Annotated in this window: 11 protein-coding genes; 6 read left to right on the forward strand and 5 right to left on the reverse strand. The window is 72.8% G+C overall.

Going from position 1 to position 12,231, the window contains the following annotated elements; all coding sequences use genetic code 11:
• From AB4039_RS26070 to AB4039_RS26090, 5 genes are all read right to left on the reverse strand, one after another.
• Positions 1-520, reverse strand: a 520-nt coding sequence (locus tag AB4039_RS26070; protein ID WP_442271954.1) for a helix-turn-helix transcriptional regulator, incomplete at its 3' end; no start/stop codon positions are given.
• 193 nt (positions 521-713) lie between these two features.
• Positions 714-1,622 (reverse strand): ParB/RepB/Spo0J family partition protein, encoded by a 909-nt coding sequence (locus AB4039_RS26075; RefSeq protein ID WP_442271955.1) that lies wholly within the window; start codon positions 1,620-1,622, stop codon positions 714-716.
• Complete coding sequence (locus AB4039_RS26080; RefSeq protein ID WP_266845318.1) at positions 1,619-2,878, reverse strand: ParA family protein; 1,260 nt, start codon at positions 2,876-2,878, stop codon at positions 1,619-1,621. The genes AB4039_RS26075 and AB4039_RS26080 overlap by 4 nt, the downstream gene beginning before the upstream one ends.
• A 211-nt stretch (positions 2,879-3,089) precedes the next feature.
• Positions 3,090-3,773, reverse strand: a complete 684-nt coding sequence (locus AB4039_RS26085) for a ScbR family autoregulator-binding transcription factor (RefSeq protein WP_442271956.1) — start codon at positions 3,771-3,773, stop codon at positions 3,090-3,092.
• A gap of 259 nt (positions 3,774-4,032) precedes the next feature.
• Complete coding sequence (locus AB4039_RS26090; protein WP_266845315.1) at positions 4,033-5,235, reverse strand: FAD-dependent monooxygenase; 1,203 nt, start codon at positions 5,233-5,235, stop codon at positions 4,033-4,035.
• Between the two features lie 92 nt (positions 5,236-5,327).
• Here AB4039_RS26090 and AB4039_RS26095 point away from each other — a divergent pair, with 92 nt between their 5' ends.
• The 6 genes from AB4039_RS26095 (at position 5,328) to AB4039_RS26120 (ending at position 12,206) form a co-directional block, all read left to right on the forward strand.
• On the forward strand, positions 5,328-6,092 hold the full coding sequence (locus tag AB4039_RS26095; protein WP_442271957.1) for a TetR/AcrR family transcriptional regulator: 765 nt from the start codon (positions 5,328-5,330) through the stop codon (positions 6,090-6,092).
• Between the two features lie 838 nt (positions 6,093-6,930).
• A complete protein-coding gene (locus tag AB4039_RS26100) occupies positions 6,931-8,181 on the forward strand; it encodes a cation:proton antiporter domain-containing protein (protein WP_442271958.1) in 1,251 nt (416 codons plus the stop codon).
• A gap of 371 nt (positions 8,182-8,552) precedes the next feature.
• The gene (locus AB4039_RS26105) at positions 8,553-9,155 is read left to right on the forward strand and encodes a ScbR family autoregulator-binding transcription factor (protein ID WP_442271959.1); all 603 of its coding nucleotides are present in this window, start codon (positions 8,553-8,555) and stop codon (positions 9,153-9,155) included.
• 238 nt (positions 9,156-9,393) lie between these two features.
• Positions 9,394-10,275, forward strand: coding sequence for an AfsR/SARP family transcriptional regulator (locus tag AB4039_RS26110; protein ID WP_266845308.1), 882 nt, complete (start codon positions 9,394-9,396; stop codon positions 10,273-10,275).
• A gap of 48 nt (positions 10,276-10,323) precedes the next feature.
• Positions 10,324-11,049 carry a ScbR family autoregulator-binding transcription factor gene (locus AB4039_RS26115; RefSeq protein ID WP_266845306.1) on the forward strand — a complete coding sequence of 242 codons (726 nt, stop codon included), beginning with the start codon at positions 10,324-10,326 and terminating at the stop codon, positions 11,047-11,049.
• Positions 11,050-11,384: 335 nt separating this feature from the next.
• Positions 11,385-12,206 carry an AfsR/SARP family transcriptional regulator gene (locus AB4039_RS26120; RefSeq protein WP_266845304.1) on the forward strand — a complete coding sequence of 274 codons (822 nt, stop codon included), beginning with the start codon at positions 11,385-11,387 and terminating at the stop codon, positions 12,204-12,206.
• The last annotated feature ends 25 nt before the right edge of the window (positions 12,207-12,231 follow it).

Raw genomic sequence — 12,231 nt, forward strand, 5'->3', positions numbered from 1 at the left:
GTGCGGTGGGGGGGAGGGGGGCTCCGGGGGCCGGGGGGGTGTCGGCGTTAACGGTGTTAACACCGTCGATGGGGTCCGGCGTGGTGGGGGGATGGGGTGAGGGGATGTCGAGTGGTTGGCCCGGGGGGTTAACGGCGTTAACGGTGGCAGGGGGTGGGGGCGTGGGTGCGGTGTTAACGGCGTTAATGGTCTGCTGCGCGGAGGTCTGCTCGGTGGGGGAGGCCGGGGTGGTGTTAACGGCGTTAATGGTGCTGACCGGGTGGAGGGAGGCGAGGCCTTCCAGGAGGCGGGCGTAGGCGGCTCGCTTCGGTGGCCGGGGGGCGGTCCGGCCCGTTTCCCAGGAGGTGACGGTTTCGCGGCGGACGGAGAGCGCCTTGGCGATCTGGTCCTGGCTGAGACCTGCGGCCTCGCGCAGGCGCTTGCGTTCGTCGGGTTCGGGGAGCCCGTCCTGGGCGGCCGCTTCTTCGAGCAGGGCGTCGACCGCCGCGAAGAGGGTGGCCTGCTCGTTCGTCTCGCTCATGGGTGCCTCCAGCAGCTGCTATACGACTGCAGCCTATGTGAAGCGCACCGCCGAACGCACGCGAACCGCACGTGGGGCGTTAACGGCGTTAACGGCGTTAACGCCGTTAACGGTCCGGACGCGGGGGTGCTGACGGTTGCGGTGCCGTCAGCGCCCCCGGCGTTCGTCGGTCCGGGGCTTCCTGGGTGCCCGGTCAGATGCGGGTCATCAGGAGCTCGGTGACGGCCTTCAGGTCGTCCGGGGTGAGGTGGGCGGTCAGGGCGTCCGCGATGGTCTCCGGGGAGTGGGTGGAGATCGTGATGCGGGGAGCCGATGCGGGGGAGGGGGAGGGGGATGGGGTCGGGGTCTGGGGTGGGTTGGTGGCGGGTGCCGGGCGGGTGCGCTGGCGCGGGGGGTTGACCGTGTTGAGGCTCTCGTCGGCGGCGGCGGCCTGTTCTTCCTGGGGGAGGCGGCCGATGCGGCGGGCCGGTTCGACCTTCAGCTCGCCCGTCTCCACCTTCTCCTGGAGGGTGGGCGTCAGGTTGAGCAGGGTCAGCCGCTGGGAGACCCAGGCCGCCGTCTTCCCGATCCGCTTGGCGACCTGTGCCTGGGAGCCGTGGACGTCGACCAGCTCCTGGAGGGCGCGTGCCTGGTCCATGGGGGCCACGTCGACCCGGTGGACGTTGGCGATGAGCGCCGATTCGAGGATGTCCGCGGCCGACGCCGACAGGGAGTCGTTGACGTGGATCTGGATGGTCTTCAGGCCCGCAAGGTGGGCTGCGGCGAGGCGCCGGTTGCCGTCGATGACCACGTACGGGGCGCGGCCCAGGCCGTCGGTGGCCCCGGGGTGTGCCTCCATGAAGGCCATCCGGGTCGCGACGGCCAGGGGCTGGAGCTGCCCCCGTACGGTCAGGGACTCGGCCAGCTCCGCCAGGTCGGTGAGGTCCTCGCGGAGGTTGAAGGGGTTGTGGGCGAGGGCGTCGATGGGCACCTCGGACGGGGGAACGATCCCGGAGGTGGGGGCGCCCGTGGCCTCGGCGATGGCGGCGCGGCGGGAGCTGACGCCGACGGGCTGGGCCCGGGCGAAGGAAGCCGATACCCCGAGCTTGTCGGCCTTGCTCATGAGATCTCCCTCGCGAGGGCGCGCAGGGCCACGGCCTGGTCGCCCTTCGGTGCGTAGACGAAGAGCGGCTGCTTCACCCGTACCGCTTCGCGCTGTTCCTTGAGGTCGGGGACGATCGCCACGACCCGCGGATCCTTTATGTCCATCCACGCTTGGAGGGACGAGGTCGCGATGTAGCCGCGGCGGCCGTCGTAGAGGTTCACGACGAGGCCGAGGTAGTCGATGTCGAGGCTGAGGTCGTCGCGCAGGTCGTTGATCTGGGACGTGAGGAGGTCGTACGCGTCGGCCGAGGAGTCCTCGGCCTGTACGACGATCAGCGCGCCGGAGGCGCCCGGCTGCTCGGTGTCGCGGCGGCGGCCGTAGTAGATGGCCGCGTCCATGCTGAGGCCGAGGCTGGGCGGGCAGTCGATGAGGATGACGTCGTAATCGGACTCGACGGGAGCGAGGGCGCGTTCGAGGGCGGCCTCACGGGCGCGGACCGTGGAGAGGCGGACGTCGAGGAGGAAGGCGTCCGTGCAGGCGGGGAGGAGGTGGAGGCGGTCGCCGAAGCGGTCGTCCGGGACGGGGACGATCAGGTCGGAGAGCGGTCCCTTGGCCTCGCTCGCCATGTGGCAGGTAAGGCTGTCGCCGCCGATGGGCAGGGGCTGTTGGCCGAGCTGCTTGGTGAGGTGGCCCTGCGGGTCGAAGTCGACCAGCAGGACGCGCATGCCGAGCCCCGGAAGGTCTTCGAGGTCCAGCGGGGTGACCGGCGCGTGGGGGTGTTCGTTCTCCTCGGCCGGGGTGAGGCGGGCCAGTTGGCGCGCGATGCGGACCGGGTGGAGGGAGGAGGGATCCTCCGCGAGGGCCTCCGCGGTGCCGGCGGTGATGGCGGTCTTGCCGACGCCGCCCTTCTGGTTGCACACGACGATGCGGCGGACGACGGAGGGCCGCTTGACCGTGGGGGCCGGGTTCAACTCCAGCCAGAGGCGCACCGCCTGGGCGAGGCCCTGGATGAGGGAGACACCGCGGTCCTTGGAGTCGGCGCGGAAGGACTCCCACTGGCCGGCGGGCAGCCAGGTGGAGAACGATTCGGCGCCCGCGGTGTCGACGGGGGAGGGGGCGGAGGCGAGGCCGCTCCAGTGGGCGATGCCCTGGTGGACGGCGTCCTGGATGTCGACCCGCAGTTGGGCGGTGCGGATCTTCAACTCCTGGCGGAGCCACGGGGGGAGCTTGGAGACGACCTTCTCTCGGTCGCTCTGGGACGAGGGCGAAGTCATGAGAGGGACTTTACTAACGTTCTGGGGTGCGTGTGAGCGCCACGCTTGGGTTTTGCTAACGAAATGGGTGGGGAGGCCGGCGTGGAGGGGCTGGGGAGGGTCCGGACGCGCGACAGGGCGGCCTCGCACACGCCGTAGCGAGCGCCCCCGTGGATCGCCACGGCGTGTGCGGGGCCGCCCTGGAGGCGGTCGTCGGTTGGTTGGTCGGTCGTCAGTCGGTCGCGGCCGGGGTGGCCGGAGTGGCCGCAGTGGTGGTCAGGCCGAGTTCGGTGCGGCAGGCGTGGGAGCCCGACGGGTCGAAGAGGTGCATCCGCCGGGCGGGCACGATGCCCGGGAGGAGGTAGTTCCACAGGTCCACGACCCGGGCGTGCAGGTCATCGCGGCCGGTGCGGACGTGCGAGGTGACCTGGATTCCGGTGAACGACCCGATGAGGAAGGTCGACAGGTCCTGGATGTCGTGCGAGGGCATGACGTCACCGCGGTCCCGGGCCGGCGTCAGGCAGTGGACGCAGGTGTCGATCCAGGCGTTGTACGGGGACGGGTCGGGGTGCGTGAACGAGCCGAACTCGATGACCAGGCGGATCCCGGCGCGGATGCGGACGTTGGAGCGCAGCCCGGCCGCCATCTGGTGCGTCAGGTCGATGACCGTCTGGAGGCCCGGGTCCTCGATGACGGGGACGTCCTGGGACACCTGGAACTGCTCGTCCATCAGGGTGCGGGCGAGGGCTTCCTTGGACGGGAAGTGGAAGTAGAGGGCCCCCTTGGTGACTCCGGCGTGCTTGACCACGTCGCTGAGGCTGGTGCCGCTGAAGCCGGAGCGGTCGAAGGCGATGGCCGCACCGTCGAGGATCGCCTGTCGGGTGATCTCGGCCCGTTCTTGCCTGGCCCTTGCCACGTCTGCCTCTGCCTCTCCTCTTCCGACGCCGGATCCGTCCGGCGGTACAAGATCAATCTAGTGGGCTTCGGTGGAAGAAAACCAGTCGACCAGTACTTTTTAGGAGGAGTGGGGAGGGGTTTTGATGGGTTGTGATGCATTTTGGGTTGTTACTTTTTGGTGGGGCGAGGTGGATGGGGTGCGTTAACGGCGTTAACGCCGTTAACGCCGCGGAGGGTGGTGGGTGTTAACGGCGTTAAGGGTCAGGGCGTTAACGCCGTTAAGAGGGGAGCGGCAGGGCGGTGGCCCTTTGGCCCTGTCGGAGCATCCACTCCAGGCAGCGGCGCCGGCTGAGCAGGGTGTTGCGCACCCGTAGGCCGAAGGCGGTGGCGGGTGCCAGGAAGGGGCCCGTGCGGTCGCCGCCCTTCTGGCAGCGCTCGGCGTAGGGGCGTACGAGGAACTCGTAGCGGGTGAAGGCGGAGCGGGGGTCCTCGGGCGAGCGGGCCAGCTCGGTCGCGAGGACGTACGCGGCGACGAGGGCGGTACCGGTGCCCATGCCGCCGATCGTCGCGCCGCAGGCGGCGTCGCCCACGAGGGCGATCCGCCCGCCGGTGGTGGACCAGGTGCCGACGTCGGCGCGGCTGATGGAGTCGAAGTAGAGGTCTTCGGCGGCGTCGAGGGAGTCGAGGAGGTGGGGCACCCGCCAGGGGAGGCCGTCGAAGGCCTCCTTGACGAGCGCCTTCTGGGCCAGGGGGTCGTTGCGGTCGTACCGCAGTTCCGGAGAGGCGAAGAGGAAGAACGCGTGCGCCCGGGTCGGGTCCGAGGGAGAGGTGCCGATGCCGGCGAGGCGGCCGGGGGTGTTCAGGCCGATGGTGGCTGAGGTGTGGGGGGTCTCCGTGGTGACGGGCGGCAGGGCCGGGTCGTGGGGGAGGCTCCAGGTGGCGGCGTAGTAGCCGAGGTGGCGGACGTACCGGTGTTCCGGGCCGAAGGCGAGGCGGCGGACGGTGGAGTGCAGGCCGTCGGCGCCGATGACCAGGTCGAAGGTGCGGGGCGGGGCGTGGCGGAAGGTGACGTCCACGCCGGTGGGGGTCTCGCTGAGGCCGGTGACGGAGTCGCCGAAGACGTACTCGGTGGCGGGGAGGGACGAGGCGCACAGGATGCGGGCGAGGTCGCCGCGCAGCACCTCGATGTCGCCGCCCGCGAACGAGGCGGGGAGGTGGAGGAGTTCGCGGCCGTCGGCGTCGACGAAGGTCATCGTGGTGCCGCCGGTCTGCGCCCGGCGCAGCTCGTCGAGGATCCCCATGCGCTCCAGGACGGTGAGGTGGGTCTCGCCGCGGAAGTCGACGGCCCGGCCGCCGGGGCGCAGCGCGGGGGCGAGTTCGACGACGGTGGGGCGGAATCCGTGGCGGCCGAGCCAGTGGGCGAGGGCCGGGCCGGCGATGCTCGCGCCGGAGATCAGGACGGTGCGGGTGGGTGTGGGCACGGGGGCTCCAGGGGCCAATAATTGTGTCTGGTGGATACTTTTTTGCTTTGTGTACGGTAGACGCAGTTTTGGTGCGAGTGCAAGGGGATCCGATGGCGGACGAACGGTGGGGCCCGGCGGTGCGGTTGCTGTGGGGGCCCCCGCCGGGGCCGCCGGCTCGGGGGCCCCGGCGCGGGCTCACGCTGGAGGGGATCGCGGGGGCGGGTGTCGGGATCGCCGACGCGGAGGGCCTGGGCGGGGTGTCCATGCAGCGGGTGGCCGCGGAGCTGGCGGTCACCAAGATGGCGCTCTACCGGTACGTGCCGGGCAAGGCTGAACTGGTCGCGCTGATGGCGGAGGCGGCGATGCCGGATCCGGCCGCGGAACTCGACGCCGCGCTGGAGCGGGCCGGGAACGGTTGGCGGGAGCGGCTGGGGGCGTGGGCGCGGGAGTTGCTCGCCGCGTTCCGGGCGCATCCGTGGCTGCTCCGGGCGACGGTGGGGGCGCGGGCCGTGGGGCCGCGTGAGGTGGGGTGGCTGGAGCGTGCGCTCGCGGCGTTGGAGGGGTGCGGGCTGACCGGGGCCGAGTCGATGGACGCGGTGGTGCTGGTGGCCGGGCACGTCCGGGGGATCGCGGAGCAGGAGCGGGCGGTGCCGGGCGGGGGATCGGGGGGCGCTGCCGGGGGCGGGCCGGACGTGGAACTCGGGGCGGTGCTGGGGGAGGTGATGCGGCTGAGGGGGGCCGACTTCCCGGTGCTCGGGGCCGCGCTGGCGTCGGTCGCGCGGGAGGGTGGGCAGGAGCAGGCGCTGGACTTCGGGCTGGAGCGGATCCTCGACGGGATCGGGCTGCTGGTCGCCGCGCGGGGGACCGGGGCCTGAGCGCTGTCGAGGCGTCGTCCGTCCGAGGGGCCTGACCGGGACATCGGCCGGAGGGCCGGGGGTTCGGATGGAGGGTGGAGGTCCGGGTGCTTCGGCAGAACCGGGGGCCCGGGGCGCGGGCGCGGGGCGGGGCGGCTCCGGACGGGCCGCGGTCCGGGTGGACCGCATCGGCCGTCCCGAGGTGGCGGTATGGGGGATGCCCGTCGGGGTCGCGGAGGAGCGGGGCTGTCGTGCGCGGGGTGCGTGTGGCGGGGGACCGGCCGATCACCGGGGCCCCGCTCGGGCGCGCCGAGTCGGCAGAGGATCCGTACGGGGCCGAGCCCGTGAGCGGGGGTGGGGACCGGGCCGTGGCCGGTGACGGCTGAGGGGGGCCGGCCGCCGCCGGGAGGGGGTGAGCCGCTGCCGGGAGGGGGCGGGCCGCTCCGGTGCGGGTGGGAGCCGCGGCCGGTGGTGATGGCGTTGGACGGTGGGGTGCCGTTCTTACGCCGGGGACGTCTTCCCCGCCCGGAGTACGGCGAGGCCGGGCAGCGGTAGGGGTGGACGACGGTGCCCGCCCCGGGGCGTGACCCCGTCCGGGGGGACGGGCCCCAGGTGGCCTTCGTCGGCATCCGGTTCCCTCGGCATGACGCCGTCCACGGTCGCGGCAGGGGATTCGTCATCGGCCGGCGGCGGTTGCCTCGGGCCGGAGGGCCTCGGCGTGTACGTGTGGGGCACGCGCGAGGCCCGGTTCTCCGTGGAGGCGTGGGACGACCGCGGCTGACGGCAACCGAACGGTGACGACCTTCCGAAGTCGGGGCCCGGGTTGTTTTCGGTGGGGGGAGCCGGGCAGTGAGGGGCTGTGGCGGGTGACGTGCTGGTCGCCGTGGCGGTGGTGGTGCTCGCGTGCGGGGTGGGTGGTGCCGGGGCGCGCCGGGTCGGGCAGCCGGCGGTGGTCGGGGAGATCGCCGTGGGCATCCTGCTCGGGCCCACGCTGCTGGGGTGGGTGTGGCCGCAGGGGCAACGGTGGCTGCTGCCGGGGGATGTTCTGCCGTATCTGGGGGTGCTGGGGGACCTCGGGCTGGTCGCCTTCATGTTCCTGGTGGGGCTGGAGCTGGACCTCGGGCTGCTGCGGGGGCAGGGGCGCGCGGTGGTTCTGGTGAGTCAGGCCGCCGTGTGGGTGCCCTGCGCGCTCGGGGCCCTGCTGGCCCTCGGGTTGTACGGGTCCTTCGCGCCGGAGGGGGTGGGGCGGACGGAGTTCGTGCTGTTCGTGGCGGTCGCGCTGAGCGTGACCGCCTTTCCGGTGCTGGCCCGGATCCTCACCGAGCAGGGCCTGTACGGGACGCCGGTGGGAGCGCTGGCGATGGCCTGCGCGGCGGTGGTGGACGTGGTCGCCTGGTGCCTGCTCGCGGTGGTGGGGGCCCTGGCGGGGGGCGGCGGGGCGGGGGCCGGGTCGGGACGGGCCCTGGCGGCCGGGGCGTTCGTGGCGGGGATGTGGTGGGGCGTGCGGCCGTTGCTGGCCCGGGTCGCGGGGTGGGGGTTGCGCGGCGCCGGTGGTGGCGGGGTACTGGCCGGGCTGTTCGGCGGGCTCTGCCTCGCGGCGTACACGACCGACCTCCTCGGGGTCCATGCCCTCTTCGGGGCCTTCGTCTTCGGGGCGGTGGTGCCCCGGGGGGTGAAGGAGGTCGAGCGGGCGGCGGAGCGGATACGGGAGTTCGCGGTGCCGGTGCTGTTGCCGTTGTTCTTCGTGGGCAGCGGGCTGCGCACCGATGTGGGGGCCTTGGGGGGCGGCGGGGTCTGGCTGTGGGCGGCGGTCGTGCCGGCGGTGGCCGTCGTGGCGAAGTGGGGCGGGGCGACGGGCGCGGCGCTGCTGGCCGGGCGGAGCCGGGAGGAGGCCGTGCTGCTGGGGGCGCTGATGAACTGTCGCGGTGTGACGGAGCTGGTGGTGCTCGACATCGGGCTCGGTCTGGGGGTGATCGGCGTGGAGCTGTTCACGGTCCTGGTGCTGATGGCCCTGGTGACCACGGCGATGACGGGACCGGCGGTTCGGGCACTGCGCGCGCGGAGCACGGAGTTGCGCGTACGGGGGGCCGGCCCCGGGCCGCCGGGGTGAACGCCGCGTCCGGTGACGTGGCGGCGCGGGAGGGCGGGTGTCGCGGGTGTCGGAGACCAGGCGTTCGGTGGTGGGCCTGTTCAGTCCCCCGGAAGGGACGGCGGTCCGGGCGGCCGGGGGCGTAGCCGCTGTTCACGGCTGGTGTGGTGGCACGCTCGGCGGGGCGCGGCGGCGGGCCGGCACGGTCGTCGGGTGTGGTCGGTGTCCGGAAAAGGCCGTACCGGGGCGGGGGCCGGCGGCGGGTGTGCGGTGGTCTCCGGTGGGAGTCCGCCCGGCCTCCGGTGGCGGCGCCGACCGTTGCCGCGAGGATCTCGTACCCCTGTCTCTCGGGGCGAACCGCGGATGCGGTGAATGCAGCGTGTGGAGCCCCCATGGTCAAGCAGCAGCGTGCGGCACGCACGCGGGAATCTCTGGTGCGTGCGGCCGCGGAGGTGTTCGCCGAGCAGGGCTTCGTAGCCGCCTCGATCGCCGCGATCAGCGAACGGGCCGGAGTGAGCCCCGGCGCGCTGAACTTCCACTTCGACGGCAAGACCGCCCTCGCGCGGGCCGTCGAAGGGCGGGCCGCGGAGGCGGTGCGGGCGATCACCCGCACGGGGGGCGGGGCGGGACGGGCCGGCGATCCGCTGGGGGCGCTGGTCGACTCCACTTACGCGCTGCAGCGGCTGCTCGCCGGTGACCTGCTCGTACGGGCCGGATTCGCGCTCGGGGCGGACGTCGCCCACCGCAGCCGGGTGGACCTGCGCGGGCAGTGGCTGCTCTGGGTCGAGGAGTCGTTCGCGGCGGCGGCGCGGGCCGGGCTGCTGGCGGACGGGGTGTCCGCGCGGGACGCCGCCCGCCTGGTGGCGGCCGTGACGGCCGGGCTGGAGGTGCTGGGCGCGGCGGACGCCGAAGGGGCCGATATGCCGCATGCCTTCACCCGGATCTGGTCGGTTGTCCTGCCGGGGATCGCGGCAGGACCCCAAGAAACAGACTGAATGGTTTGATTTTTGAGCTCCGGTGGGTGTTATATGACCCCTGTTGCGAGGCGGCCGAAGCCTTCCGAGCTGCCACACGTGTGTGCACTGCATGCAAAAGTGCAGGTCAGACAAGAATCTTCGAGTGGCGCCACGACCTTGCCGGGTCAAAAACAGCATAGCCGGTTTGGTATTGACAAACCGTCCGGCCTGTTTTCTACTGACTCTTGCGACTCATCCAAGGACAGGGGAGTACGACGTGGACATCGATGTACTGGGCGCACTCGCCGTGCGGGAGAACGGAATCTCCATCACGCCGACCGCCCCCAAGCCCCGCCAGGTCCTGGCCCTCCTGGCCCTCCATGCCGACCAGGTCGTGCCGGTGTCGGCGCTGATCGAGGAGCTGTGGGGCGCGGTACCGCCGCGCAGCGCCCGCACGACGCTGCAGACGTACGTCCTCCAGCTGCGCGCGCTGATCGCGACCGCTCTGGAGGAGGGCGAGGGACAGGGCGACGGGTCACGGACGGCGAAGGACGTGCTCGTCACGCTTCCCGGCGGCTACCTGCTGAACAGCGGTGGCGGGACCAGCGACGTGCGGGAGTTCGACCGGCTGGCGGCGCTGGGCTACCGGGCCATGGACGCCGGGGACTTCCCGGTCGCCGCCCAGCGGCTGCGCGAGGCGCTCGCCCTGTGGTCCGGACCCGCCTTCGCCGACGTGCACGGCGGAGTGCAGCTCGACATGGAGACGCGGCGGCTGGACGAGATCCGGCTGTGCGCCCTCGACCAGCGCATCGAGGCCGACCTGAAGCTGGGGCGCCACCGGGAACTGCTGGCCGAGCTGACGGTGCTGGTGAGCCGGTACCGCACGCACGAGAACCTGCACGGGCAGTTCATGATCGCCCTGCACCGCTCGGGGCGGCGCGGTGAGGCGCTCGACGTGTACCAGCGGCTGCGGGCCACGCTCGTACGGGACCTGGGTCTGGAGCCGTCCACCGCGCTGCGCCGGTTGCAGCGGTCGATCCTGATGGCGGGCCCGGAGAGCGCGAGCCTGGGCAAGACGACGGGGACGGCCACGGCGGTGGGCGCGGTGGGAGCGGTGGCCGGGACCGGCCTGCGGACGGACCGGCTCGTACGCGCCTGAGTCCGGGCACCGGAGCGGGGCGGGGCGGAGCGGAAGGGAGACGGAGCGGTGCAGGAGAGGTCGGAGCGGACCCGTAGGCGGTTGGTCTTCGCCGGGGCCGAGTTGTTCCACCGCAGCGGATACGCCAACGCGACGCTCGGCGAGATCGCGGGCGCGGCCGGGGTGACGAAGGGAGCGCTGTACTTCCACTTCGCCTCGAAGGACGAGCTCGCGGACGCCGTGCAGCGGCGGGGCTGCCGCCTGCTGCGCGAGGCGGTGCGCGGGCTGAACGAGAGCGGCGCATCACCCCTGCAGGCGCTGATCGACGCGACCCACTGGCTGGCGCGGACGCTGCACGAGGAACCGGCGATCCCGGCGAGTTTCCGGATCACCAAGGAGTGCGGCGGGCACCAGTCGGCGCAGCAGGACTTCCAGGGCGCGTGGCTGGCGACGGTGTCCGACCTGTTGCGGCTGGCGCGGGACACCGGGGAACTGCCCCTCGGCGGACCGGCCGGCGGGACCGGCGACGGTGCCCCCGAGGGCGACGGGCTCTCGGCCGCCGAGCGGTGGGAGAGCGCCGAGGCACTGGTGGCGGCGGCCGTCTGCGGCATCGAGGTGCTGTCGGGAACCGGGCTGTCCTACGGCGAGCTGCGCCGGAAGGTGGCCGCCCTGTGGGGGCTGCTGCTGCCGAGCCTGGTGGGTGGGGCGCGGACGGGCGAGTACCGGACGGACGCCCGCGAGGTGCCCGAGAGCGGCGGAGTGTGCGCCTACGAGTTCCTCGGCAGCGGGGTCTGACGGGTCTGACGGCTCTGATGGGTCTGCGCGTCTGACGCGTCTGACGGGTCTGACGGGTCTTGCGGGTCTGACGGGTCTTACGGGTCTTGCGGGTCTTACGGGTCTGGTGGGTCTGCGCGTCTGACGGGTCTGACGGGTCTGGTGGGTCTTACGGGTCTGGTGGGTCCGGTGGTTCTTACGGGTTCGGTGGGTCCAGTGGGTCCAGTAGTTCTTACGGGTCCACCGGGTTCCGGGGCCCGTGCCGTGCGGGCGGGCCCCGCACGGAGTGTGGGAAGCGGGCTCCGGCCGGAGCCCGGCGGTATCGGGCGATGCGAGGAACCACGAAGGGGGAGACCGTGAAGATCCGGATCCTGGGTCCGTTGAGTGCCGAGGTCGACGGGGACTCGATCGTGCCGACGGCGGCCAAGCCGCGGCAGATCCTGGCCCTCCTCGCGCTGCACCCCGGGCGGGTGATGCCCGTGCCGACCCTCATGGAGGAGATCTGGGGCCAGGACCTGCCCGCCAGTGCGCTGACCACCCTCCAGACCTACATCCTGCAGCTGCGCCGCAGGCTGGGCACCGCGATGGGGCCGGGCCGGCCCGGCGGCGCCAAGGAGGTCCTCACGACCCGGCACGGTGGCTACCTGCTCCAGGTGCCGCCGGAGTCCGTCGACGTGAACGCCTACGAGAGCCTCGTAGGCCGGGGGCAGAGCGCCTTCGAGGCCGGAGACGACCGCGTCGCGGCGGACCTGCTGCGCGAGGGACTCGCGCTGTGGCGGGGGCCGGCGCTGGTCGACGTACGGGTGGGACCGGTCCTGGAGATCGAGGTGCTGCGGCTGGAGGCGAGCCGGCTGGTCGCGGTGGAGCGGCGCATCGACGTCGACCTGCGGCTCGGGCGGCACACCGAACTCCTCGCCGAACTCACCGAGCTGACCGCGCGACAGCCCCAGCACGAGGGTCTGCACTCCCAGCTGATGGTGGCCCTGTACCGGTCCGGGCGGCAGGCGACGGCGCTGGACGTGTACCGGCGGCTGCGGCAACGGCTGATCGGTGACCTGGGCGTCGAACCGTCGCCGCAGTTGCAGCGGCTGCACCAGGCGATGCTGACGGTCGACCCCGCCCTGGACGTGGCCGCGGGCCCCAAGCGCGGCTCGACCTTCGACCTCTACGCGGCCTGACCCCGGACGCCCCGCCGGCGGACGG

The sequence above is a fragment of the Streptomyces sp. M-16 genome, assembly GCF_052114405.1.
GTDB lineage: Bacteria > Actinomycetota > Actinomycetes > Streptomycetales > Streptomycetaceae > Streptomyces.